Genomic DNA, 24,792 nt, shown 5'->3' on the forward strand with positions numbered 1-24,792 from the left:
TGCTGGGCACTCGGGCTTGGGTCACCGCCGCGTCCTTGTAGGGCTGCCCGGGGCACACCCGCCCGCCCGGCCGTCATGCTCTTCACACCGCCAAGCGTCGCGGCGGATGTGGCAGCGGGCCTTCCGGCGTGATCGCGACGACCGCTAGAAGGTGAGCTGTCTGGGCTGGGGCGTCGCTCTTCCCTATCTCTCTTGCCTGTGGCTGCCGCGTGGCCACGTCCACCGTCGAATGGAGCACCCACTCTCGGCGGCCTGACGTGGTACCAGTTCGCGGCCGACGACCAATCAGTCCGGATCCGGATCACGTGGATGGCGGCTACCGGGGCCGTTGGCAGGCCGGTGTTACTCCAGGCGAGCGGTCATCCGGCTATAGCTATCCTCAGCAGCGCTCGCTGGCCTAGCCGCTATAGACGCGGCCATCGCCGACTCGCCCGTCCAAAATCCGTCATCCCGAACGTTGTCGACCCTTAAGCGGCGATTCCGGCAGCCGGGCCCCAGGCGAGTGGGGCCGCCAGGTCAAGCCTGAGACGCTCCCTCGATCGCGATCACGCTACCGTGGGATGCGTTGTCTGAGCAGCACCGTCCCAAGGTCACTGCTAGCCGCGCGCCACAGGCCGGCTACCGGGGAGAACCGGTGCCCGGTTTGGCCCCCTTCCTTCCGCCCGGAGCCTTGGGACTGTTGGCCCTTGACTGAGGTAAGGCTGGCTTCCGGCCCACGCCAAGAACTAGCGTCCACGCGTTACCGGTACCGGTTTCGGCCGGACTCGCACAGGACATCTCGACGAGCGAGGCGTGCAGGCGTGGGCCGGCTTGTTGTGATCCTGGCGTCGCGGGACGAAGAGGTGTGTGTGGCCGGGAGCGGCTGGCGTGGTGGGAGTCCACTCGCGTGAGCTGCGGATGTCCCACCACGCTCGTTGGCGGAGGCGGACACGCCTCCGACGCTCTTCGATGGTGCGCCCGGGTTCATCACCGGGGAGTGGTCATGACGGGTCGTTTCGGCGAGGCGGCCACCATCGGCGCAGCGGCGGCCGGTGGGCACCCCGCGGCGGAGCCGAGACAACACTCAGATGATGAGGTCGGTCGTCACGTTGCGGTGGCTGATCACGATGGCGGTGTCTGCCCGCAGGATCGCCTCCGGAGTTTCTGATGTGGATTTTCACCCGCCTGTGCTGGTGGGGTCTGTCTGCTCCCTGATCCCGGCTTTGCAGTCTGCGCCGCACTGGCCGTAGCCGCAACCGGGTTTTCGCTGCGCTCATCCCCGGCCGGCCAGAGATCTTTTCCTCCTTCGTCGGAAAACATCGTGGCGGCCAGGGACCTCCCGGTTGCGGCCCGGCGGGCGTGCGTCGCGGGCGCCTGCTGCCGGGAAGGGGCAGACAACCCCAGGCCGCCAGCACGGCGGCCGACCCACCCCGGCAGGAACCGGGAGGATCCCATGAACAGCCAGATCTCCGCTCACATCGTCGGCCACCTCATCGCCGCGCCCCGCACGTTCTCCCTGCGCGAGGGGGTCGGCTGCGACCTGCGGGTCCTGGTCACCCGCCGCTTCTACAACTCCTTCGGCATCCCGACCACCGCCGAGACCCGCGTCAAGGTCGTCACCTACGACACGGTGCTGTCCGAGCGCCTGCTCCGGGAGTACAAGATGGGCGACTTCGTGGAGATCGTCGCCGACAACGTCCGGGTCGAGAAGTCCTGGCAGAACAAGCAGGGCGAGTGGATCTCCGGCAGCGCCGTCTTCACCCTGGAGAAGATCCGCCACGTCTCGGTCGAGACCGGCGAAGTTCTCGCCGGCGTCGGCGTCGCTTCCTGACCAGCCTTGGCCCCGGGCGACCGCGGTCGCCCGGGGCGGGCGGTCCCCCTTCTCTGCGGCCCGGTGCGCTTGAGGCACCGGGCCGTTTCTCCTGCCGCTGCGGCTCTGTCCGTGCGCCGTTTCGTGTCTGGAAGGACATCGCTGTGAATCTGCCCGACAAGCTCGTCATCGCCCGCCCGTCCGATGCCGTCGCCGCCACTCCCTACCTGCTGGGCTTCCACCCCCACGATTCTTTGGTGGTCCTCGGCTTCGGTGCTGGGCGCAGCTTCGCGTTCCGCCTGGACCTGGTGAGCCGCGAGCACTACAGCGACCTGCTGATGCGGTTGTTCGGTCTCCTGATCCGCAACGAGGCCGACGCCGTGATCCTGCTCGGCTACGGCCCACGGGAGACGGTGGTTCCCCTGCTGGCCGAGGTTCAGGACGCGCTGCAGGACATCGTCACCGTCAACGACGTCTTGCGCGTGGACAGGGGCCGGTGGTGGTCCCTGATGTGCACCACCCTGGAGTACTGCCCTCCGGAGGGAACCCCCTACGACATCGCGACCTCCCACCTCGCCGCCCAGGCCACCTTCGCCGGGCTGGTCGCCTACGGCAGTCGCGAGGAGATGACGGCGATGGTGGCGCCGGTCGCTGAACAGGATCAGGTGTGGATGGTGGCCGAGACCGAACGCGCCGAGCAAGAACTGCTCGGCATGGGACCAGGCTCCCGACTGCTGGTCGAGCAGGGGCTACCGCTGGTCCGCTCGCTCATCGGCCAGGACCGCAGGCTCACCGATCATGAGGTGGCACGGTTGTCGATCGTCCTCACCCACCTTCGGGTGCGCGACGAGGCATGGACCCGGATCGCCGCCCTGGATCCGCAACAACAACTGCGGCTGTGGCAGGACGTGACCCGCCGCGCGGTCGGTGCGTACGCCGCCGCGCCTGCGGCGCTGCTGGGCTTCCTCGCCTACATCGCCGGCAACGGGACCCTGGCAAGGATCGCGCTCGACCGGTGCCGCCAAGTCACGCCGTCCTACTCCATGGCCGCGCTCATCCAGGCCTGCCTCAACCTCGGCATCCCGCCGGAGACCGTACGCGACAAGATCCGCGACACCCATGACATGCTCCCCCAGGCGTGGGGGGACTCCGCGGAGCACGTCTGACAGCCCGCGCCGGGGTGGCGGTGTTCCCCCGCTACCCCGGCCGGTCGGCCGTACGGCGGTGACAACATATCGCCGTCGACCACGGGGACCACCGGCGTCGCGAACCAACCGGAAGCCCCGGGCAAGGAGTGTTGCCGATCGGCGCGGAGACCGGATGGGCAGGGGGTCGAGCGTCGCGTTGTCGTGAGTCGGGCTCCCCCACGGCATTCCAGCGCCCGCAGCGCAGCAGACCCACCCGCGCCGCGCAACCTGCCTCAAGGCCCGCCACCGAAGCGCGGGTCCGTACCGACTCCGGAGTCCCAAGATCTTTCTCCTTCGTCCGAAACATCTTGGGACTCCTGGCGTGGAAGTTGCGCGACACGGCCGGGCCCGCTGGGGCCGAGGCACAGGAACACCGCACGGGAGCCCTCCGGCTCCCGCCTCAGGACGGAGCCCGACCGTGAACCAGCCCATCCTTCAGACCTCTGCCCCGCGAACCGCCGAGCGTCCCGCGTGGCTCTCCACTCCCGGGGAGCTGGAGGCTCCCGTGGAGGGGCAGGCAACCGATCGCGGCGCGCAGGACCCGTGGTACCCGCAGGTGGCGGTGTGGATGGCTGATGCCGAGGCCGCAGCCCGCGAACTGCCCGAGGAGCTGGACGCCCGCTGGTGAGCGGGTGGGGCGGGGGCCGTAGCCCCCGCCCCACCCATCAGAACTGGTCGCCTGACGCGCTCGCGTAGGTGTCCGGCCCATCATCCGCGGCGAACTGCCAGCCGTAAGGGAGCAGGGGTGCCGCTCCTGCGTCTGCCTCCCCTTCGGCGCGGACCTCACCGTCGTGGCCGTCCGCTGTGTCTTCTGATCGTTCATCTTTCTGGTCACCGGGATCGTCCCCGGGGACGCTGTTGGCCATGGCCCTGACGACCGGGACGCTCAACCCGCACAGTTCGGCGATCTCCGCGTTGGTCTGATCGAGCTGGCGCAGTGCGCGGATCGCGTCGCCGGCCTCGGCGTCAGCTTGACGTGCCTCACGCTCGGCGTCGTCAAGGATCTTCTTGGCCCTGTGGTTGGCCTCCTGTCTCATGTGCTCCGCCCGTCCCGATCCCTCGAAGAAGTCCGCGAGCGCCGCTTCGATCTTTCGCTCGCGCATCAGCCGTTCGGCATCCCTGGCCGCCTTGGCCTCCCGCGCCTTCCTCAGCGCGGCAGCCCGGCGGGAAGTCGTTCGTTGTCCCAATCACGCACCTCGCATTCTACGTTGGCTAAACACAGGCAATACTTTAAACTCATGTGTATGGGAGCTGTCAAGGCAGGGCCTCACCAGGCCGGCCACCTCACGCCGTGCGAACCCGCACGCCAGCCCCATCACGCCTTCTCGCGCTCACTCGCGCCCCGCCGCCGCCCCTCCTCACGCCCACTCTCGCTTCCGCACTGCTCACCTGCCGTTCCGGCAGTTCTGCTCCCATCAGCCCTAAAGCCAACAAGACACCTCTTGCACCTCCAGCAAGATCGTTCGCCTGGCGGCGGGAACCGGTGTCGTGGCGACGCCCCGGACGGCCCGTTTCGAGGGGTCTCAGACCATTGCCGACCCGGCGTTCTGGAGCGCCGGACGCCCTCCACCAGGATCGTTCGAAGGGGACCAACCGACTTTTCCGCGGGGACTTGTAGCCGTCGGTCGGGCGTCCTGCGGTGCGCTGTTGTGGCGAGGTGGTCGCGTTGATGACCATCCACAAACTCACGGCCGGCGACGGCTACACGTACCTGACCAGGCAGGTCGCGGGCGGCGACGTGCAGTGGGAACAGGGCCAGGCCGCAGCCGAGTACTACACCGCCAAGGGCAACCCCCCGGGCAGATGGATGGGGCGCGGCGCCTGTCTGCTGGGCCTGGAAGGTGAGCAGGTCACTGAGGATCAGATGAAGGCCCTGTTCGGGGCCGGGATGCATCCTCGTGCGGACGCCATCGTGTCCGAGTATCTCGCCGAGAACTTCAGGGCTGGCGTAACCGAACGGCAGTTCGATGCGCTCCAGGAAGGAGCGATCCGTGCGGCGACGCTGGGCCTGCGGTTTCCGGTCTACACGCCGCTGGAGCACTTCAAGACCCGGGTCCACAGGCGCCTAGAGGTGATCGAGCAGGAGACCGGACGGCCGGCTACCGCGACCGATGTCAAGCGCGTCCAGGCAGAAGAATCCCGGCGGGCCAGGGCGGCGGTGGCGGGCTTCGACGTGGTCTTCGCGCCGGTCAAGTCCGCCGCTCTGCTGTGGGCGCTGGATCCTCGCCCGGGGGTACGGCAGGCGGTCCGGCAAGCCCATGAGGCCGCGCGGGACGCCGCGCTGGACATGCTGGAGCAGCACGCCGCGTTCACCCGCACCGGCAAGGGCGGCATCGCCCAGATCGAGACCAACGGCCTGATCGCTGCCGTCTTCGACCACTACGACAGCCGGGCCGGCGACCCCAACCTGCACACCCACGTCGCCATCTCCAGCAAGATCCAGGGCGTCGACGGCAAGTGGCGCAGCCTGGACGCCCGCGCGCTCTACCGGGTCACCGTCGCGGCCAGCGAGTTCTACAACACCGCGTTCGAAACCCAGCTCCAGCAGCGCATCCCGGTCACCTTCACCGAGCGATCCGACACCCGCGACGAGCGAGAGCCGATCCGGGAGATCACCGGGATTCCGCTGGGCTTCATCGAGTTCTTCTCGTCCCGGCGTACCGATATCGAGGCGCGGTACGAGCAGCTGTTGCGCCAGTTCCGCCGCGCACACGGCTACGACCCGAACAGGCAGGTCGCCCACCAGCTCGCCCGGCAGGCCAACCTCGAAACCCGCGACGCCAAGAAGACCGCGCGCTCGCTTGCGGAGATGCGCACCGACTGGACGCAGTCCTTCACCGAACGGTTCGGTGTGGAGGCGATCGGCCGCCTCATGGGCGCCGTCCCCGACGGCCTCCCCCTCGTGCGTGAACCCTGTGCCGAGGTCGACCTCGCGGCAATGGCGAGCCAAGTCGTGGCGGGCGTATCCGAAATGCGCTCCACCTGGACCGTGTGGAATCTGCGCGCCGAAGCCGAACGGCTGGCCCGCTGCGAGCTGGTCTTCGACTCTCCCGATCAGCACTATGCGACAGTCGCCCGCATCGTTGAGGCGTGCCTGTCGCCGGCGTTGTCGGTGACCGTTGACGGGCCCGGTCTACTGTCTGAGCCGGAGGTGTTGCAGCGGTCCGACGGGTCGTCGGTGTTCGTCGAACATGCCTCCGCGCGGTTCACCAGCGGCCTCATCCTGGACGCCGAAGACCGCTTGGTCGCCGCGGCGAAAACCCGGACCGCGGTCGGCTTGGCGGGCAGCCTGGTCGCTGCGGCGCTGGAGGGATTCGACGCCCGCGGCGTCAAGCTGGATGCCGGGCAGCGGCAACTGGTGACCACGTTCGCGACCGACGACCGGCTGATCGTCGCGGGACTCGGCCCCGCAGGAGCCGGAAAGACCACCGCCATGCGGGCATACGCCCATGTCGCCGCTCAAGCCGGGCAGCGGATCGTCGCCCTTGCCACCTCCTCGGCAGCCGCCGACGTGCTGGGCAAGGAGCTGGGCGTCAGGGCTGACAACCTGCACAAATTCGTCCACGAGTACACCAGGGGACCCTACGCCGCCCAGCTCCGGTCCGGGCAGCCCGTGCCCGAGCAGGCGGGCATGTTCGCCATCAACCCGGGCGATGTGGTGCTGCTGGATGAGGCCGGGATGGCCGGCACCCTCCTGCTGGACCGGCTCGCCGGAATCGCCGCTCAGCGTGGCGCGGTCGTCCGGTTGCTGGGTGACTACCGGCAGCTCGGCGCGGTCGAGTCCGGCGGCGCGCTGCGCCTGATCGCCACCGAGGCCGGCGCCGTCGAGCTGAACGTCCTCTACCGGTTCGACAACCCCGACGAGGCCGAAGCCACGTTGAAGATCCGGGTCGGAGACTCCGCCGGGCTGGACTTCTACGCCAGCGAGGACCGGATCAGGTCGGGTTCCAAACAGGCCATGATCGAGGAGTCCTACGCGAGCTGGAAGGCGGACATGCTGGCCGGGCGCACCACGCTGATGGCCGCCGCGACCGGCGTGAACGTCACCGCGCTCGCCGCGCAGGCCCGGCTGGACCGCGTTGAGGCCGGGCAGGTAGAAGCCGACGGCATCCAGTTGCATGACGGGAACCTCGCCGGCGCCGGGGACTGGATCGTCACCCGTCACAACGAGCGAAAACTGCGCGTCCACGGCGGCAAGGACTGGGTGAAGAACGGCGACGCCTGGTCTGTTCTGTCCCGCCACGACGACGGATCACTGACCGTCCGGCACCTGGAGCACCGCGGAACCGTACACCTGCCCGCCGACTACAGCGCCGCCAACGTCGAGCTGCTCTACGCCACGACGACCAACCGGGCGCAGGGCTCCACCGTCGACACCGCCCACCCGTTGATCACTGCGGAGATGACCCGGGAAAACCTGTACGTCATCGTTTCCCGCGCCCGCCAGCGAACCGTTCTGCACGTGGTCACGCACGAGCTGCTCGCCTACGACCCCGACGACCGCCTCGACAGGGTCCGCCACGACGCCCGCCAGTACGCCGCCCGCGAAGTTCTGCAGAACATCCTCGGCCGTGAAGGCAACGAGATCTCCGCGACCGAAAGCATCCGCCAAGCCGCCGAAGACTCCCGATCGTTGGCCGTGCTCGTCCCCCGCCACCAGTACGCCGCCACGCTGCTGGCCACCGAGCACTACACTCAGCTCGCCTCCGAAATCCTGGCCAGGCCGCTCGCCCATGCCCTCACCAGCTGCGACGGCTGGCCCTCAGCCGTCACCGCCCTCGCCCACGCCCAAGCGCTCGGCTGGCCGGCCCGGCACCTGCTCGCCGCCACCGCCCGAGACGCAGATCTGCCGGCCGCGGAGACCCCGGGACGGCTGCTGGCATGGCGGATCAACGCCTACATCCAGGACCGTCCCGCACCCGGCCCCCTCGCCCAGCCGACCCTCGCCGACACCACCCGGTACGCCGACCTGCTGCGCCCGTTCACCGGACAGAGCGCCCTGGACCCCGCCCACGCGATCCGCACTCCTGCAATCCTGACCGGGGTTCCCACCACCAGCCGCAGCCCCTATGTCTCGTCCGAAGCGCTGGCAGGCTACGCCGAGACGACCGCGAACGCCCTCGGCGTACCTGTCGCACACATCACCACCCACCGGTCCTGGCCCCATCTCGCCGCCGGCCTGACCGCCGCCGACCGCAGCGGCCGTGACGTCCCCGGACTGATCGGACCCCTCACCGCCACCCTCACCACGGCCGCCGGTACCGACCCAGAGCGCCGAATCAACGATCTCGCGCCGCTCGCGCGAACCGTACGGCATCTCTTGGACGCCGACCCTGGTGTCGGCCCGATCACCGTCCCGGCCCAGCTCAAGCCCTCCGTCATAACCACCGAAGCACTCGGCGCTAAGACCGCCGATCAGCTACGCGCCCAGCCGACCTGGCCCGCACTGGAGGCCGCCCTGCGCCGCGCGGAACGCGACGGCCACGACCCCGTGGAAATGCTCCGGCGCGTCGCCCAAGCCCGCGAGTTCTTCCCGGCAGAGGTGGGCGCCAGCCGGCTCCTGGCCTGGAGGCTCGGCCGCTACCTCAACACCCAAACCGCTCCCGACCAGGCGAGCGAACAGCCCCACGTACGAACCGACTGGCGACTGCTCGCCTGGACACTCAAGGGACTCGAAGAGAACGGAGCCGACCTCACCAAGGTCACCAACCTGAGCCAGGAGGCGACGCTGCCCGACGTTCTCCACCAGGCCCAGAACACCGCCGCCGAATTCCCCCGTGCCAAGATCGTGGAGGAGCATGCGCCGCTGCCTTGGATCATCACCGGCGGCCATCACCGCGATCCCGACCACCAACTGGTCCGTTACATGAGCGAGGCCGAGAAGCTGATCTCGGCGCGAGTTCGACACCTCGCCGACATCACGACCAGCACGCGGCCGGCCTGGTCCACCCTGCTGGGAACCGTTCCCGACCAGCCGCATGAGCGTAGTGAGTGGACCCGCCACGTGGGGATCATCGCCGCTTACCGCGACCAGCAGAAGGTCACCACCGGCGATCCCCAACAGATCCTCGGCCCCTACCCTGAGCCCGGCCGACCCCAGCACACCGCGTACTGGCACGCCGTCAACTCGATCGTTCTCGCCCGCAGGATCGCCGGACTCGACCCCGATTTGGAACGGCCCGGTCCCGACCCTGCCCAGGTCCAGGTCGCCGAAGACGTATATCTCGCGCTCCCCGACGACGACCGGGCCGCTGTACACGCCGCCGTCGTTCAGCGACGAGGAGACCTCTGGTTCGGCGACCGGCACAGCATCGACGATCACGCCGTCACTCAGCCCATCAACTCCCGGAGGCTACATCAGGTCCTCGTCGAACGCGGCCATCTCACCCAGTCCCCCGCAGACGGCGCCAGGCATGAGGCCACGGACAACAGCCCCCAAGACAGGCGTACAGCCGAGCAGCAGCCGGTCGAAGCCCAGCTAGCCGCCCGCCGCAAAGCACAACGGGACGCCGAATGTGACGCCCGCATGGAGCGAGCCCGCCTGTCCAAACTGAGGGCACAGGCCCGCAGCAAACATCAACAGCAGCGGGTACAGCCACGGCGTCAGCAGACCCAAGGCGGCCAGGCTTCGCGCCTCCTTCAACCGCCGGCCCAGCAGCAGAACCAGCGCCAAGAACGCCAATTCCCTCCCTGCCAAACTAGACAGAGGTAGCAAACAGGCATAAAACTCTGTGCTGAGGGCGGGGAAGGAGACATCCCTTCGTGGGAGCAGGCAAATCGGATCCGCAGATCCCTGACCCGCAGGTGCGTGAGCGTGCAGCGGTCCGCCGGTACTCGGCGGCGTACAAGGCCCGGATCCTGGAGGAGTACGACCAGCTCGACAAGGCCGGCAAAGGCGCGCTGATGCGCAGGGAGGGCCTGTACTCATCGCTGATCTCCAGCTGGAGGACGGCCCGAGACCACGGCGCGGCCGAGGCGCTGGCCCGGCCGGTCGCTCGCCCCAAAGCCGACCCGCGCGATAAGAAGATCGGGGAGCTGGAGGGGGAGGTCGAGCGGCTGCGTGCCGAACTCGGCAAGACCCGCCAGGTGATCGAGGTGCAGGGAAAGCTCTTCGCGCTGCTGGATCAGCTCGCCACCGGCAGCGAGAGTTCGACGAGTCGGGGCGAGCAGTGACCGAGCTCATCGACGCCGCCCAAGCCGAGGCGATCGAGGAGTTGACCCCGCTGCTCGGGCGTCGCAAGGCATGTGCGGCGGCCGGGGTGCCACAGGCCAACTGGTACCGCAAGAACCGCAGGAGCCCCGCTCCCACGCGCCCGCTCACCCCACGCAAGCCACATCCCGCGGCGCTATCGCAGGGCGAGCGCGACCACGTCCGCACCGTACTCAACGAGCGGTTCGCCGACGCGGCGCCGGCCACGGCGTACTTCACGTTGCTGGACGAGGGCACCTACCTGGCCTCTGAGTCCACGATGTACCGGATCTTGCGCGAGCACGGCGAGGTCGGCCGTGATCGGCGACGTCACGCCACCCATCCGCCCAAGACGATTCCCGAGCTGTTCGCTGAGGCGCCCAACCGGGTGTGGGCCTGGGACATCACCAAGCTGCGCGGCCCGGGCAAAGGCGTCTGGTACCACCTGTACACGATCATCGACATCTACAGTCGCTGCGTCGTCGGCTGGATGGTCGCCTCTCGCGAGTCGGCCGAGCTGGCCAAGCGGCTCATCAAGGCCACGGCGGCCAAGCAGGCCATCGACCCCGGCACGCTCACCCTGCACGCCGACCGCGGCTCGTCGATGAAGTCCAAGACCGTCGCCGAATTGCTCATCGACCTGGGCGTGGCCAAGTCGCACAGCCGTCCCAAGACAAGCAACGACAACCCGCACGTCGAAGCGAGCTTCAAGACACTGAAGTACTGCCCGGCCATCCCCGGCCACTTCGGCTCGATCCAGGACGCTCGCGTCTTCTGCCAGGAGTTCTACGCCTGGTACAACCACGATCACTACCACTCCGGGATCGGCTACCACCATCCCGCCGACGTGCACTACGGCCAGGCCGACATCGTCCGCGATCGGCGCGCCCGCATCCTGGTCGCCGCCCAGGCCACCCATCCCGAGCGGTTCGCCTCCGGCGGCATGCCCACCCCGCCCGACCTTCCCGGACCGGCATGGATCAACAAGCCCAACAACCTCGACCACAAGGACGAACAAGAAAAGCTGACACAGAATTAGACCATCTCAGCTGCCTTGATCAAATTGACAGGTTCCGATTCGGCCAGTAACAGCGCGATCCTGTCGTCAAGCTGACCAGGTCGGCGTCGTCGATCAGGTTGAAGCTGTTCGAGAGGCTCACACCGTGATCAACGCGCCAGAGATCAAACCAAGACAGTGCAAGAGTCCTAATCTCTCAACGGCGGGGGTAACACTAAGGCACGATGCGACAACAGTTCGAAACCGCGAGGATGGCACAACAAGATGACCATCACTGATCTGAGGACCGAGACCGACTGTGCGTTAGAGCAGGCGGTCGACGGGTCTCTTGTCGCCGTCAGCACCAGGGCTCAGTCGACCGCTCCCGCTGAGATGGCGAACCGTCCTGCCTGGCTGCCGGACGGATGCCCGTCCTGGTTCCCGCTCGATGTCGGCACCCGAGCAGTCGAAATCGCCCACGTACAGCAGCACCGGCCGTCGCGGGTCGGCCCGGGTGCGGTCCCGCACGACATCGACGTAGGACTGACTGCCGAACCCGCGGACCACCAGCACCGGGATGCCGAGGTCGACCAGCCACGAGGTGAACATCACCCGGAGCGTGTCCTTCTCGGCCGCGACTTTACTGAGCGTAACCAGACTGGTACGTGACATTCGGTGAACTCGCCTATGTCGATCTCTGTGAGTGGTTAACCTTCCGAGTTCTTGGCGTTCGTGACGTGCTGTCGGGGAGTTCGGCATGCGGCTTGTGCTTGGGAACTTGAGGGTTCAGGACGTTCGTCGTTCTGATGGGGGACGGTCGTACACGATCGTGTGGCCGGAGGGCGCGGTCCATGTGGAGGCTGATCGTTTCCTGCGGACGTACGAGGAAGTCCGGGACACAGAGAACGTATGCGTACCTGCTGGTGGATCACCTGCGGTGATTAGAGCGGGAAGCGCTGGCCTTGGAAGCGGTGTCGCTATCGGATCTCCAGCGGTATATGGCTGCGATCGGAGCGAAGGTGCGAGGCTCGTACGGCGAGCCGCGGGTCGGCAAGAAGCCCTACGGAGCGGAGACTCTGTCGACGGCGGCGTCGGCGGTGAAGGGATTCTACCTCCACCAGGCCGGTCTGGGGGTCAACGAGGAACTCGATGCGCAGCTTGCGCGCACTCGGCTGCCGACCAAGGCCGATCGGCAACCGGGCACTGTTCGGGCACGTGACCCAAAATCTGCCCGCCAACCCGCTGGCCGCGCGGAGGGTGCGCCGCCGACATCCCAAGATGCAGCCGGAAGGCGCCCGTGATCGGCTGCTTGAGACGGTGCGCACGGCTCGTGATCGGCTGGCGGTCACGTGGCTAGCGGACGGCGGCTTCCGCATTGGTAAGTTGTGCGGACTTCACTTGGCGGACCTGCATCTTCGTGACCGAGCGGGCTGCGGCGAGTGCCACTCCCCGCATGTTCACGTTTGTCATCCGGAGCTCAACCCGAACGAGGCCCGGGCCAAGACGAAGTACCCCTGGTCGGTCGAGGACGGGATCGTGCGCGGCGGGCTGATCAAGAGAGTCATCCCAGCGGTGATCCACACCTACTTCGAGTACATGACCAGCGATTACCCGCCCGGGGCCGCGCACGGGATGTTGCTGGTCCAGCTGCATGGGCCGGATCACGGGGAGCCTTGGACGACTGCCGGGGCTCGCGGCATGCTGAGCAGGGCGGGTAAACGAGCGGATCTGGGCAGGATTCGCCCGCACGGATTCCGGCATGAGTTCGCCAGCGCCGTGCTCGAGGCTTCCGGCGGGAACCTGCTGGTGGCCCGGGATGCCGACGGATGGGCGTCCACCGCGGTGGTCGACGAGATCTACGCTCACGTCGACATCCACGACCCGGTGTTCGACGGCGCGCTGCGCAAGGTCTGGGGCCTCACGTGACCGCGGTCGGCCGGCTCCTGCCCGTCGTCAGCCGACCGGACAGGACAAGTGGCGACCGGCTGGAGCTGCTCACCGCTCTCATCAACGGCCTGAGCCTTGACCCGGTGTTCAGGGACGAGATCGTGCGGATCCCCGCAGACCACCCGACCTATCGGTGGATGTGCGCTGTGGATCAATGCGAGCGGGCGCCAGGACTGGGCGAGGAGCTTTGCCATGCCCACCGCGCCGAATGGATGAGGCAACGCGAGGAGGGCGGCAACCTTGTGGAGTTCATGCAGACCGCCGGCCCCGGAGACGCTGCGCCCAGTTCGACGGGCAAGGTCCCCTGCCGGATCTGCCCGGACCGCCCTGCGGGCAGCAAGCAGTTGCGGCTCTGCCACCGCCACAGCATGCGTTGGAACGGTCTGTGCGCCCAGCGCCGGAGGAAGAAGCAGCCTCCGCTGGACTTCGGAGTGGTGCGCCGGGGAGACAGCGTTTGACGGCTCTTGATCGACGCAACCACCCCGGATCATGCTAGTCGGCAAACTGTCAGCCCATATCTGCCCGATCTTCGGCGAACACTGCGGTGCCCCCACAACCAGGCACATGGCTTGGAGTTCGGCGACTTCGTGTGGGCCGGGAGATCGATCGCACGGTGGGGTGCTAACCTCCCCGGCCCTGCAAGCCTTCCGGTGCCACGGGACAGGCGTTCAGCGCCAAGGGGTTCTCCGCGCCGACAGGCCAGCATTAGCTCTGCGCTGCCTCCTCATGGCGTGCGGGTCAGGGTGGCCAAGTCTCCCAACTCGCGGCTGAGTGCCTGCGGCCCGATGAGCATGAGGGCGTGCAAGGCGCTGAGCTTGCGAGCAGATTCCCAAATCCCTGACAATGGCGCCTGAAAGGGCTGGACCTCGACCGCATGGGCGCGGAACGCTTTCGTGTCGAGATATCGCATTCCGCCGGTCCCGCAGAGGTAAGTGCTCGCCCCTGTAGCTCGAGCTAGGTCAGCGAGCCGTTCGGATCTGCCGTTGCGCGACGGCAGATCGCTGCTTCGGATGATCTGGCCTGTCCACCCGACTGCTCGTAGGAGCAGCTGGGTGGATGCTTCCGCCACGTCGGCCAGCCGGTCGGTGGTCTCGAACTGTGTGAGCATGCTCCCGAGCTGCTGCTTGAAGGCCGGCCAGTGGTCGCTGTTCCGGTAGTAGTCGGCGAGCAGTTGGGCCACCCGGCGGCGGCATCGGGTGGGGTCGGCCAGGCGCGCCTGGCCGATGAGGGTGGAGCGGCCGTGCGGCAGGTGGGTGGAGATGGACAGCCACTGCCATCGTGTCGGGTTGTCGAGGGCCGCGAGGCGAACTCGGTGCTGGTAGTCGCGCCGGGCGAACTGGACGTCGTCCAGGACGATCCAGTAGTCGGCGGTGGCCAGCTTGGCAAGGGTGGCGAGCCTGGGGAACAGGTTCGGTTGGTGGATCGCGCATAGCCCGCCTGGCGGCGGCAGGTCAGGGAGCGATAAGCCTGCTGTCGAAACCGGTTCGGATGAGAGAGTTGTAGGCGTCATGCACCTCTCCAGGGACGGTTTGCTCGATGGCGTAGCCGAGGCTGGGGTACTCGATCACCCGCTGGAGATCGCCCACGAGCATGTCGATGACCAGCTTGGGATCGCCGATCGAGGTTACGTAGTCGTCGAGGGTCATCGGCTCTGATGCGCACACAACCTCGACGTCGGGCCACACCTTGCGGGTGGTGGCGTACGCCCGCCGTTCCATGTACGGCTTGGAGATCAGCATTAGCAGGCTGGGGCGTACACCGGCGTCGGCCAGGGTCTGCCGGCTGAAGGTGATGTTCTGGCCGGTGTTGGCGGCTTGCGTCTCTAGCAGGATCGCCTCGTCGGGGACTCCGAGCTCCAGCGCATGCTCCCGGTAGTGGACAGCCTCACCACGGGGGAAGCGCTCCGCGGTCGTAGAGCTGGTGGCTCCGGAGAAGACAAGCAGTGGGAACCACCCGGACTTGTACAACTTGGCCGCCGCAGTGGCCACGCCCAGGTCGTGACTGCCCAGACCTATCGCCACATCACAGTGGCGCAGCGAGTGGCCCATCTGGTGGTAGTCCCAGATCGTACGGGCGTACTTCCATTGCTCGTCCGTGATGACAGTCTGCTGGTTGACGCTCACTCGCCTGCTCCCTGATCGCCGTAGCAGAGGGGGATGCTCCTCCCTCTGGATGGACTCCTGGATCTCCTCGATGCTGCGCAACTGGTGCACGAGGCCGTGCTGTGCGGCCTCTCGCGCGGCTTGGTTGAGGATCACCAGCCCATCATCCACTGTGGCCCGGTCGGAAATCAGAATGTGCCCGTAGGCGGTTTCGAGTCGGACGCGCTGCATGGGGGCGTCGGTCACTGCGGTGCCGCGGGCGATGTCGATGAGCCGGAACGCCTGGGTCAGGTCCCCGGCGCCGCGGTGGGCGAGGGCGAGTTTCTGATGTGCCACTGACCAGTCCTCAGGTTCGCCCAGCATCTCGAACTCGCGAATCGCCGTCGACATCAGGCGCGCGGCGTACTCGTGCTTGCCGTCCTTGCTGAGTGCCGTCCCGACCCACAGCCTCGCGCGGGTCCGGTCGCGGGCCGAGAGCCGGTCATGGACCGCCAGCGCCTCATACAGACGGCCGGCCTCTTCCAGTTGGGAAGACATCTCGGTCACGACCGCCAGGGACAGGTCGAGCTGGGCGACGCGGCGGGGGATGTCGAGCTGCGTGTATATGGAGCGGGCGTTGATGTAGGAACGGTGAGCAGATAGCGGCCCCATGATCGCCCCTTGATCGCGGTGGAGGTCTCCCAGCAGCGCGGTGGAGCGCGCGTACAGGTACAGCCCCTTGTCATCCAAGGTCTGCGGCGGGTAGAGGGTGAGCCACCTGTTCAGAAGGTCGGTGGCGAAGCCGAAGTTCTGCCGGCTGAGCGCGACCACGACCCGGTCGAGGTCGTCGGTCCAGGTCTCGTAGTCCCAGGTGCGCGGCCCTGCATGCGTGACCCGCAGGCCGCGATCGGAGCCCCTGTCCGATTCTGCCAGCAGGGTCTCGAACCGAAGCTGGGCCGCCGGGTTCGCGCGGGCCAGCGCGGTGTCGAGGATGGCCTGCGTGTCCGGACGAGGCTGGGTGTCAGCGCCGAACTGCTCCCATTTGGCGACTGTGCGAGGAGCCACGCCAAGGTGCTGAGCGAAGACGCGGACACTCATCCGCAGGGCGCGACGCAGAGCACGGGCCTCAAGGCCGGTCCACAGGTGCACAGTCGTCACGGCTGCTCCCTTCCACGGTCATGGAAACACGTGGCGGTGCTGCGCGTGCACGCAAGTGCAACAGAAGTACAACACCTCTTCGTTTCCAGATCGGCGGCGTTCTCTCATGCTCAAAGGGCAGGCCGCTCAGTTGTGACGCGGTCTGCGAGTCCCGGTCTCAGCAAGGACGGCTTACCTTGTGGATCACCGAACAGCGTGAAGTGGATGGCCCGATCGTCTACGGCTACATGCAGCTCCGGCAGTACTCACCTGACAGACATGCCGCTCTCGCGGTCACGATCGACCAGTACTCCCACGCGCACGAATTGCAGCTATGCGGGATCTTCACGGGCCGCGAAGGTGTGGCGGACGATCCCGCGTTCAGTGGGCTGCTGGACGTGCTGGCTCTGTCCGGCGCCTACGCTGTCGTCCTGCCGACAGCCCACCACCTGGGGAGTCGGCAGGTCGCACGCCGCCGCCGAAAGCAGATACAGGAGATCGGAGCGCGGCTGCTGTTTGTTCGTGGCGTGCGTGATCACGGCACGGCCGCCCCTTCCACAGCGCTGCGATACCCGCGTGGCGGAAAATCGTCACGCCATCTGCGGCCGACCCCATGACCGCGCTCGACAGCCCTTACCAGCACGAAACAGTCGCCTTATGAACCGGGGCGTGGCAACCCACACTCCACGGAGCAGCGGAGCGCAGTCCGTTGCACGCCACGCCCGGTGCGGCCGGGCCCGGATGAACACTCTCCCGCCGGACCGCACACCTGGCGTGGGCCGGGCACCGTGCCCTCCCCGGACACCTGCCCGGCCCGCGCCCCCCCACCGACTCCCGACCTGCCGGAGGACCTCATGCCGCCGCACCGGCGCGAAACCGGCATCATCCCCATGGCTCCCTTGACGCCCTTGGGCTCACGATCGGCGCAGGGCAGCCTCCAACTCAACGGCACGGCGGTGCTCGTGCCGTTCCAGATCCCTTCGGCCGGGGCGAGGCAGGCTCTCCCGGGCCGGAGGGCTCCACGGTCGCGGTGCCGCCGCCCAGCGACGCCGCCTTGGATGCGGCCTCCCGGGCGTACGCAAAGAGCCACTGGCAGGCGACCCGTGGCCGGTGGATGGCGATGTGGGAGCCCTGGAGCCGCCGCTTCTCCGCGTACTTCGCCGCGGACCCCGACCGGGCGGTGAGAGTCAGGGCCAAGACGCCGGAGGAGCTGTGGAACTGCATGGTGGCCGCGGACCCCGTACTCATCGGTATCGCTATGCGTGCCCTGCCCGCACAGCGGATGCTCCCGTCGCGCAAGTAGGCGAGGCCGTCAGCCGCACCACCGCCCGCCCAACTGTCTGTAACCCAGCCCGCCCCCTCGAGGAGTGCCACGTGGCCGAGAGCTCACTTGTCTGGACGCGTCAAGTGGACGGCAAGCAGGAGCACTTCGTGATCCTCGTCTCTCCCAGGCTCATCCACCAGCAGCACGAGCACGGGACACACGGCCAGATGCTGCTCAACCAGCTCGTGCAACTCGCGCCCGGCAAGGTGGAGGGGTGGCTGCACGAGCGAACCCGGCAGCTCCGTCTTGAGGGCTGGCGCGGGCCTACCCCACGCGACGGCATCTGGTCGTCCGAGCGCCAGCGTCAGTCCGCCAGCCCGCTGCCTGGCCAAGCCGCAGACCCGGGGCCGGAATCGAATGGCAGACAGTAGCAGAAGGCCACCCCTTCATCGTCCCAGGCGCCTATCCCTGGTGGCTGCCAGACCAGGCTGATACCCAGCCGAGATGGCCATGGCTGGCCAAACTACTCAGTCGCAGTCGCAGACCCGCCAGCGGCCGCCCCGCCCGGACCCTGGCTTCGCGCGGTGCCACTGAACACCGGCGTGGTGCATGAAGCGGGCCCGGTCGGAGTCGTTACAAGGCCCGCCCGCGTCGTCCAAGCAGGAACACACGATCCCGACCCGGGAGCCCCAAGGAACGCCAGTAACACAAGACCAACGTCAGCCTCGCCGCGCTGGAGCAGACCTATCCGGGCTGGGAAAGCCCATGGGCTTGGTCCAACCGCCGAACCTCACCTCATCAAGGAGAGTCATGGACATTAGTTCCGTACCGCTCCCGTCCGGCAGGCACAGCATCGGCAAGGTGTTTGACTTCGAGGCCGGGCACCGGCTGCCTGGCCTCTCGCCTGGGCACAAATGCTCGCAACAGCACGGTCACAGCTACCAGGTCGAGGTGATCCTCACCGCGCAGGCCCTGGTGGGGCCGGGCTTCGTCACCGATTTCGGGGACCTCGCGCCGTTCAAGAAATTCCTGGACACCCAACTCGACCACCACAACCTGCACGAGATCCTGCCCTTCGAGACGACCTCGGAGCACCTGGCCCAGTACCTGGCCGGATGGTTCATCCAGAACATCGAGCCGAACATCCCCGGCCGACTGACCGCTGTCCGGGTCCGCGAGACGACGCGCAGCTGGGCTCGCTTCGACGTGGAGCAGCGATGACAGCCGCTGGCGCCGACGTGGCGCCCACGGCGAGCAATGAGGAGTTCTGGCTGCTCATCGCCGAGTGCTTCGGCGTCACCAAGCCAACCTTCCAGGGCGAAGGCCCCAGCAGCGGCGTACCAGCCCTCTTCATCCGGCTGTCGCGGTGCAACCTGACGTGCGACTGGTGCGACACCAAGTACACATGGGACTGGAAGCAGTTCGATCCGCGCAAGGAGTCGAAGAGGCGGACTGTAGCGGATCTGCTCGCCTGGGCGCTCGCGTCGCCGGTCGAGCTGGTCGTCGTCACCGGCGGTGAGCCGCTGATCCAGCAGATGGCTCTGATCCCCCTGGTGCAGGGCCTGCTTGCGGGAGGCAAGCAGGTCGAGTTCGAGACTAACGGCACCCTGGTTCCGGACTCGGCGCTGCTGGTCGACGGGGTGCGCTTCAACGTGTCCCCCAAACTCGGCAACTCCGGCGTCGCCGAGGACAAGCGAATTGTGCCTGCGGCGCTGGAGGTGTTCGCGGATAGCGGGCGGGCGGTGTTCAAGTTCGTCACCCGCACGGTGCCGGAGCTGGATGAGATCGGCTCCATCGTGGACCGGTACGGCCTGGCCCCGGTGTACGTGATGCCGGAGGGCACCACGGCCGAGGGCCTCATCAAGACCACCCGGGCGCTCGCGGACGCCGTCGCGGCCCGCCAGTGGCTCTTCACCCCGCGTCTGCACGTCCTGGCATTCGCCGAGACCCGCGGACGCTGACCGCTCCCTGCTCGGCCCCCAATTTCCCCAGCCTTTGGAAGCGAGGCGACGTTCATGACGAACGCCGTGTACAGCCCGCCGGCCGATCAGAACGCGGTCCTGCCGCCGCAGACCGGTCTGTCGGCCCCGAAGCCTGTCGACACCGAGCGCGTCGCCGATCTCGTCGGCCAACTCCTGGCCGCGCTCGGCGAAAACCCCGGAAGGGAGGGCCTGGCGGACACGCCCGCCCGGGTCGCGGCTTGGTGGCGCACCTTCCTGTCCCCGGAACCAGCGGCGGCGGCCACGTGCTTCACCGAGACCCGCCTGGGTGAGCAGCTGGTCGTGGTCGGCGGCATGAGCGTGTGGTCCCTCTGCGAACACCACATGCTGCCCATGCACCTCCAAGTCGCCGCCGGATACGTGCCCAACGGCGAAGTGGTGGGCCTGTCGAAGTTCGGGCGGATCGCGCAGCGGCACGCCGGACGGCTCCAGGTACAGGAGCGGTTCACCCGGCAGGTCGCCGAGGACATCGTCGGCGTGATCGGCAGCAAGGATGTGGCGGTCGCCGTCCGCGGCACCCATCTGTGCATGAGCATGCGCGGCGTGCGGATGGAACAAGCCCGCACCACCACGCTGCACGCCGGCGGCCGCTTCCAGACCGACCCCGTCCTCTCGCAGCAGTTCCTTACCGTCGCCGCCGCGCAGTGGGGGGTCATGTGATGGCCAAGAGCATCGACTTTTCCGTCATCGCCCCGCCCGACTACCTGGACGCCTTCGTCGCGCAGGACCCTGCCCGCGTCCACCACGTCGCCGCCCAGCGGGTCCTGTCCGACGAGACTTACCGGGCGTTCTTCGCCCACGAGGCCGAGCGCGGCGCGGAAATCATCGTCGACAACGGGGTCTTCGATCTCGGGCACGCACTGCCGGCCGCCGACCTCGTCAACGCGGGCCACGCGGTCGGGGCCCGGGAGATCATCCTGCCCGACGTCATGCGGGACGGCCCGGCGACCCTCAAGGTGAGCGAGCAGGCCGCCCACGAGATCCGTGACCTGGCCGGAGACGCCTTCCGGCTATGCGCCGTCTTGCACGCCGCGGACGACGAGGAATGGCTGCGCACGTACGACTCGCTCGTCTCCAGCGACTACGTCGGCGCCATCGCCCTGCCCGCCTCCCGGCGTTCGGACCCCGCCGAGCAGCTGTGCCGCACCCGCTGGGCGGCCACGCGCTACCTGGAGGAGCGCGGCATGCTCGAGGAGCGGATCGTTTACCGGCTGCTCGGCCTCGGTTGGACCGGGCATCTGGAGCTGGTCGAGCAGCGCGAGCACGAGTGGATCGCCTCCGTGGACGGCGCGGCCCCGGTTATCCTCGGCGCGTTGGGCATCGCCATGTCGCCGGGCGGCCCTTACGAGAAGCCCAGCACGCCCCGTATCGAGAAGCTTGGCCCGATCCCCGAGGACCGCTTCGACCTGATCCGGCAGAACATCGCCGTCGTACGGCAAGCGGCCGGCAGCAGCGTGCAGATCGCGAAGGTCCTCCCATGAGCCTCCTGTCCGACCCGCTGCGGGCCAGCGCCGCAGGTGGGCACGGGCTGCTGCGCGCGGCCCCGATCCCTGTCGACGGGCACACCATGGGCCCTGACAGTCTGCTGCGCTACCTACAGATCAAGATCCACCACCTCATCCAGGACCAGGACTGGGACAGCATCCGCGTCGTCGGCGGCTACGACCGCCTGGCCGTGATCTCTCGGTACGAGAAGACCGGCAAGCTGTTCAACATCGAGCGGCCCACCGCCGAAGTCCACAGCCGTGACCTGGTCATCAAGGCGTTTCCCGGCGCCGACTACGTACACCACTACGCGCTGATCATCACCACCTACCTGGCCATGACCGGTCGCGCAGCCGGGACCGTCACCTACCGGCCGCCCGAAGAGGCGGCGTGCCGCGCGGCCGTCGAAGGGCTCGACCTCGATCTGGGCGGCGATCTCGTGATCGTCGGCTGGGGCCTTCAGCACCTCGCCCCCGACGACGGTGTGTGGACCCGCGGAAAGGGTTACGCCTGGCAGCGCGCCGTGGTGCACGGCCGCCGGGTGGTCTACCTCGGCTTCCTGCACAGCATCTGGGGCGATGTCGCCGGCCGTGTCGTCGCGCGCCTGGCTGAGCTCGGCGCCCGCGACGTCGTCTACGTCGGCAAGGTCGGGGCGCTGTTCCCCGAGATCGTGCCGAACACGCTCCTCGCCACCGGCAACGAGAGCCTCGTCGGCGGTGCTCTCGTTACCTGGGACGACTTCTTCGGTGAGTTCGCCGCCGCCCAGCACGGCGTGCACAGCGGCCTTCACGTCACCTCCGCGTCGATTCTGCTGGAGAACCGTGACTGGCTGGCCAAGCATGCCGAGTACGCCTTCGTCGACCCGGAGATCGGCCCTATGGGGGCGGCCGCGCTCCAGGCGGGGATCAGATTCGGCTACCTCCACGTCATTTCCAACAACCTGGCCCAGCACTATCCCGCCGACCTGTCCAATGAGCGTCACGGCGATGTCATCCGGCGGCGCGCCGTCCTGATCGACCGGATCCGCGGCATCATCGCGGACCGCTTGGCCGGCCGCCCGATCCGAACCCTTGGAGGAAGTCGACCATGACGATCGCAGCGCACCCCGCCGCCCCCGCACGCGGGCGGGAGATCACGGTCACCGGCATCGACGGGGCCGGCAAGTCCACCCTCGCCGCCCGCCTGCACCAGGCCCTCAACGACGCCGGACACCCAGCGATCCTCGTCGGCAAGCACAGCACCGAAGTCCCCATGGACGCGGAGCTGTCCGCCTACCTCGACCGCCTCAACGCGCTGGTCTACCGCCGGGACGCACGCGTCGCCCAGGCGTGCGATGATCACTACTGGCTGCTGGCGCTGGCCGCCTGGTACACCCTCCAGGACAAGCTCGTCATCCGGCCCGCCCTGGCCGTCGGCACCCACGTGATCCTCGACAACGCCCACCACAAGATCCTCGCTCGGTACGCGGTCAACCCGGACGTCCCCACCCACCTCGCCGAACAGGTCTTCGCCCACCTCACCGAACCCGACCTGGTGATCTTCCTGCGGATCGGCGCCCGCGAAGCCCTGCGGCGCAAGGGGGAGTTCACCTCCCTCGAGACCGGCCATTCTGGCAGTGGCGACGAGGACTTCATCCGCTACCAGAGCACCGTCCTCGCCCAGCTCCAGGAGCAGGGCGAGCGCGGCGGCTGGCTGTCCCTGGACGTCACCAGCATGGACCGCGACACCGTGTTCAAGACCGCAGCCGACGCCCTCACCGACCGCCTCCAGCTCACCGTCTGATGGCGCCCGTCCCATCTCCCGAGGAACGCACCATGCCAGTGCCCCTTCCCGACAGCGGCGAGTACATCTGCCACGGCATCACCTGGGCCACCGGGGACCCCCGGCTGCTGCTCGCCCCCCTGCCCGGCGGGCCGCTGGTCTACGCCGAGTTCATGAACCGGCGCCTCGGCTTCCGCGTGACCGGTACCGGCAGGTGGTGCACCGGCCGGTACCAGTTCGCCGACACCGTCCGCGTTGAGGCCCTCGCCTGCCCCGACCGCGCACCGGCCGTCCAGAGCGGGCAGTGCACCCGGTGCGCGGGACGGGACGATTTCCGCTTCGCCCACCAGTTCCACCAGGGGGGCCACGCCCCCGAAGCACTCCAGCGGTACATGGCCCAGCCGCACTGGCTGTACGCGGCAACCTTCGCCGACGGCACCACCAAGGTCGGCACCGCGGCCGAGCCGCGCAAGCGCTCCCGCCTCGACGAACAGGGGGCGCTGTTCGCGACCTACCTGGCCCACAGTCCGGACGGCCGCACCGTGCGCTACCTCGAAGATGCCCTCACCCGCCACCTGGGCATCCCCCAGACCGTCCGGGCAACGGCCAAGCTCAAGGCCCTGGCCGACCTCGCCGACCTGCCGACCGCCGAACAAGCCCACCGCAAGACCGTCGACCGCGCGGCCAAGACGCTCGCCGAGCTCGGCACCGCGACCGTCCTGGAAGCCTGGACCCCGCCGCACGAGGGCGACCAGCTGCGCAACCCCGGCGGCGCGCGGGCGCTGTACCCGCACGAGGTGGACGAGGGCGAGCACGGCTTCACTCCGCTCTCCTGCATCGGCTCCCAGGTCCTCGTCGTGTCGGACAGCGACAACGACCTGGGCTACCTGCTGGACCTCGGCACGCTCAAGGGACGCCGCATCACCCTCGGCGGCGCGTTCACCTCGCCCGCCGCCGCCGTCCAGGCCTCTCTCTTTTGACCCCCGGCCCGCCCCCGCTGCACCGGGCAGGCCCTCCCTGCGAAGCGAGACACACCATGCCCCAGGATGCTCTCCTCGGCTGGGACGAGGACACCACCGCCGAGGCGTACGCGGCGTTCACCCGCGCCCACCCCATGTACAGCTCCACCAGCTGCGACCTCGCCCGCCGGGCCCACCTCGCCGACAGCCGTCTGGTAGTCGACCTGTGCGGCGGGACCGGCGCGACCGCCGAGGCGATCCTCGCCTTGGGGCCGGCCGACGCCCGGGTCATCTCCCTCGACAGCGCCCCGGCCATGCAGCGCATCGGCCGCCGCACCCTGACCGACCCGCGGCTGTCATGGGTGACCGCCCCGGCCGAGGACCTCGCCCAACACGCCCCAGTCGGCGGCGTCGACGCCGTGGTGTGCAACTCGGCGATCTGGAAGACGAGCACCCCGGCGGTGTTCGCCGCGGTCCGCCGCGTCCTGCAGCCCGGCGGCCGGTTCGTCTTCAACGTCGGCGGCGGCTTCGCCGACGTGACCCACCCCAACGAGCAGACCGGCCGCACCGGCCCCTCGCTGAACACGCTGATCCGCCAGATCGCCGCACGCGACTACGGCTACACCCCGCCTCCGGCGGCCGACCGGGACGGACCCAAGCTGTCGCCGGAGACCATCACCGAGCAGCTGGCCGCCGCCGGGCTAACCGTGGTCGACACCGAGGTCACGGCCCAGCACAGCACCATGGCGGAGAAGAAGGCGTGGCTGTCCATCCCCGTCTTCGCCCGCCCGGACGGCGACTTCACTCAGGCCCAGCGCATGGACATCCTCGCCAAGGCGTACGCCCAGACCAGCCCCGACGCGCCGACCGTCACGAGCTGGCTCGTCGTCGTCGCCCAGCGCCCCGGGGGCCGGCTGTGACCCAGCAACCTGCCGAGGCCGCGCCAGCGCGCTGCGCCCACACCAGCGTCGGCGTGCTCATCTTCAGCACAGCCGG

The 24,792-nt window shown here is 68.4% G+C and carries 22 protein-coding genes; 18 read left to right on the forward strand and 4 right to left on the reverse strand.

All coding sequences use genetic code 11. The annotated features are described in order from the left end of the window. Window positions 1–1,432 precede the first annotated feature (1,432 nt). The 3 genes from ACOZ38_RS28485 (at window position 1,433) to ACOZ38_RS28495 (ending at window position 3,604) form a co-directional block, all read left to right on the forward strand. Complete coding sequence (locus ACOZ38_RS28485) at window positions 1,433–1,810, forward strand: hypothetical protein (protein ID WP_424534234.1); 378 nt, start codon at window positions 1,433–1,435, stop codon at window positions 1,808–1,810. A gap of 143 nt (window positions 1,811–1,953) precedes the next feature. Then, window positions 1,954–2,955 carry a DUF4192 domain-containing protein gene (locus ACOZ38_RS28490; protein ID WP_424534235.1) on the forward strand — a complete coding sequence of 334 codons (1,002 nt, stop codon included), beginning with the start codon at window positions 1,954–1,956 and terminating at the stop codon, window positions 2,953–2,955. 439 nt (window positions 2,956–3,394) lie between these two features. Beyond that, the gene (locus ACOZ38_RS28495) at window positions 3,395–3,604 is read left to right on the forward strand and encodes a hypothetical protein (protein ID WP_424534236.1); all 210 of its coding nucleotides are present in this window, start codon (window positions 3,395–3,397) and stop codon (window positions 3,602–3,604) included. A gap of 37 nt (window positions 3,605–3,641) precedes the next feature. Here ACOZ38_RS28495 and ACOZ38_RS28500 read toward each other — a convergent pair whose 3' ends face one another. Continuing rightward, entirely contained in the window at window positions 3,642–4,163 is a 522-nt protein-coding gene (locus tag ACOZ38_RS28500; RefSeq protein WP_424534237.1) for a hypothetical protein, read from the reverse strand. Between the two features lie 482 nt (window positions 4,164–4,645). Here ACOZ38_RS28500 and mobF point away from each other — a divergent pair, with 482 nt between their 5' ends. Next, window positions 4,646–9,688, forward strand: coding sequence for a MobF family relaxase (gene mobF / locus ACOZ38_RS28505; RefSeq protein WP_424534238.1), 5,043 nt, complete (start codon window positions 4,646–4,648; stop codon window positions 9,686–9,688). 50 nt (window positions 9,689–9,738) lie between these two features. Continuing rightward, window positions 9,739–11,204 (forward strand): IS3 family transposase gene (locus ACOZ38_RS28510; RefSeq protein ID WP_424534239.1). Its coding sequence is split into 2 segments (ribosomal slippage): window positions 9,739–10,078 and window positions 10,078–11,204, totalling 1,467 coding nucleotides; the frame shifts between segments, so codons are not numbered across the junction. A gap of 282 nt (window positions 11,205–11,486) precedes the next feature. Here ACOZ38_RS28510 and ACOZ38_RS28515 read toward each other — a convergent pair. After that, a complete protein-coding gene (locus ACOZ38_RS28515) occupies window positions 11,487–11,834 on the reverse strand; it encodes a hypothetical protein (protein WP_424534240.1) in 348 nt (115 codons plus the stop codon). Window positions 11,835–12,311: 477 nt separating this feature from the next. Between ACOZ38_RS28515 and ACOZ38_RS28520 the strand changes: the two genes are divergently transcribed. Together ACOZ38_RS28520 and ACOZ38_RS28525 are read left to right on the forward strand one after the other, a co-directional pair. Beyond that, window positions 12,312–13,088 (forward strand): tyrosine-type recombinase/integrase, encoded by a 777-nt coding sequence (locus ACOZ38_RS28520; RefSeq protein WP_424534241.1) that lies wholly within the window; start codon window positions 12,312–12,314, stop codon window positions 13,086–13,088. Next, window positions 13,085–13,567, forward strand: a complete 483-nt coding sequence (locus tag ACOZ38_RS28525) for a hypothetical protein (RefSeq protein WP_424534242.1) — start codon at window positions 13,085–13,087, stop codon at window positions 13,565–13,567. The genes ACOZ38_RS28520 and ACOZ38_RS28525 overlap by 4 nt, the downstream gene beginning before the upstream one ends. Before the next feature lie 266 nt (window positions 13,568–13,833). Here ACOZ38_RS28525 and ACOZ38_RS28530 read toward each other — a convergent pair whose 3' ends face one another. Then, a complete protein-coding gene (locus tag ACOZ38_RS28530) occupies window positions 13,834–14,619 on the reverse strand; it encodes a WbqC family protein (protein ID WP_424534243.1) in 786 nt (261 codons plus the stop codon). Beyond that, complete coding sequence (locus ACOZ38_RS28535; RefSeq protein ID WP_424534244.1) at window positions 14,561–16,348, reverse strand: ElyC/SanA/YdcF family protein; 1,788 nt, start codon at window positions 16,346–16,348, stop codon at window positions 14,561–14,563. The genes ACOZ38_RS28530 and ACOZ38_RS28535 overlap by 59 nt, the downstream gene beginning before the upstream one ends. 176 nt (window positions 16,349–16,524) lie before the next feature. On the opposite strand from ACOZ38_RS28535, the gene ACOZ38_RS28540 reads away from it, so the two are divergent. From ACOZ38_RS28540 to ACOZ38_RS28590, 11 genes are all read left to right on the forward strand, one after another. Continuing rightward, entirely contained in the window at window positions 16,525–16,944 is a 420-nt protein-coding gene (locus tag ACOZ38_RS28540; RefSeq protein ID WP_424534245.1) for a hypothetical protein, read from the forward strand. A 437-nt stretch (window positions 16,945–17,381) separates the two neighbouring features. Next, window positions 17,382–17,630, forward strand: a complete 249-nt coding sequence (locus tag ACOZ38_RS28545; RefSeq protein WP_424534246.1) for a hypothetical protein — start codon at window positions 17,382–17,384, stop codon at window positions 17,628–17,630. Between the two features lie 71 nt (window positions 17,631–17,701). Next, entirely contained in the window at window positions 17,702–18,022 is a 321-nt protein-coding gene (locus ACOZ38_RS28550) for a hypothetical protein (protein WP_424534247.1), read from the forward strand. A gap of 379 nt (window positions 18,023–18,401) precedes the next feature. Continuing rightward, entirely contained in the window at window positions 18,402–18,812 is a 411-nt protein-coding gene (locus ACOZ38_RS28555) for a 6-pyruvoyl trahydropterin synthase family protein (RefSeq protein ID WP_424534248.1), read from the forward strand. Then, window positions 18,809–19,552 (forward strand): 7-carboxy-7-deazaguanine synthase QueE, encoded by a 744-nt coding sequence (locus ACOZ38_RS28560; protein WP_424534249.1) that lies wholly within the window; start codon window positions 18,809–18,811, stop codon window positions 19,550–19,552. Before ACOZ38_RS28555 ends, ACOZ38_RS28560 begins: the two co-directional genes overlap by 4 nt. Before the next feature lie 54 nt (window positions 19,553–19,606). Beyond that, window positions 19,607–20,251 carry a GTP cyclohydrolase I gene (gene folE, locus ACOZ38_RS28565; RefSeq protein WP_424534250.1) on the forward strand — a complete coding sequence of 215 codons (645 nt, stop codon included), beginning with the start codon at window positions 19,607–19,609 and terminating at the stop codon, window positions 20,249–20,251. Beyond that, entirely contained in the window at window positions 20,251–21,072 is an 822-nt protein-coding gene (locus tag ACOZ38_RS28570; protein ID WP_424534251.1) for a hypothetical protein, read from the forward strand. Before folE ends, ACOZ38_RS28570 begins: the two co-directional genes overlap by 1 nt. Next, on the forward strand, window positions 21,069–22,166 hold the full coding sequence (locus ACOZ38_RS28575; RefSeq protein ID WP_424534252.1) for a hypothetical protein: 1,098 nt from the start codon (window positions 21,069–21,071) through the stop codon (window positions 22,164–22,166). Before ACOZ38_RS28570 ends, ACOZ38_RS28575 begins: the two co-directional genes overlap by 4 nt. Next, window positions 22,163–22,858, forward strand: a complete 696-nt coding sequence (locus tag ACOZ38_RS28580) for a dTMP kinase (protein ID WP_424534253.1) — start codon at window positions 22,163–22,165, stop codon at window positions 22,856–22,858. The genes ACOZ38_RS28575 and ACOZ38_RS28580 overlap by 4 nt, the downstream gene beginning before the upstream one ends. Before the next feature lie 32 nt (window positions 22,859–22,890). Further along, on the forward strand, window positions 22,891–23,817 hold the full coding sequence (locus ACOZ38_RS28585) for a DUF2797 domain-containing protein (protein ID WP_424534254.1): 927 nt from the start codon (window positions 22,891–22,893) through the stop codon (window positions 23,815–23,817). A gap of 56 nt (window positions 23,818–23,873) precedes the next feature. After that, a complete protein-coding gene (locus tag ACOZ38_RS28590; RefSeq protein ID WP_424534255.1) occupies window positions 23,874–24,716 on the forward strand; it encodes a class I SAM-dependent methyltransferase in 843 nt (280 codons plus the stop codon). Window positions 24,717–24,792 lie beyond the last annotated feature (76 nt).

Origin of the sequence: Sphaerisporangium viridialbum, assembly GCF_049674955.1 — a bacterium.
In the GTDB taxonomy this organism is placed as follows: Bacteria; Actinomycetota; Actinomycetes; order Streptosporangiales; family Streptosporangiaceae; genus Sphaerisporangium; species Sphaerisporangium viridialbum.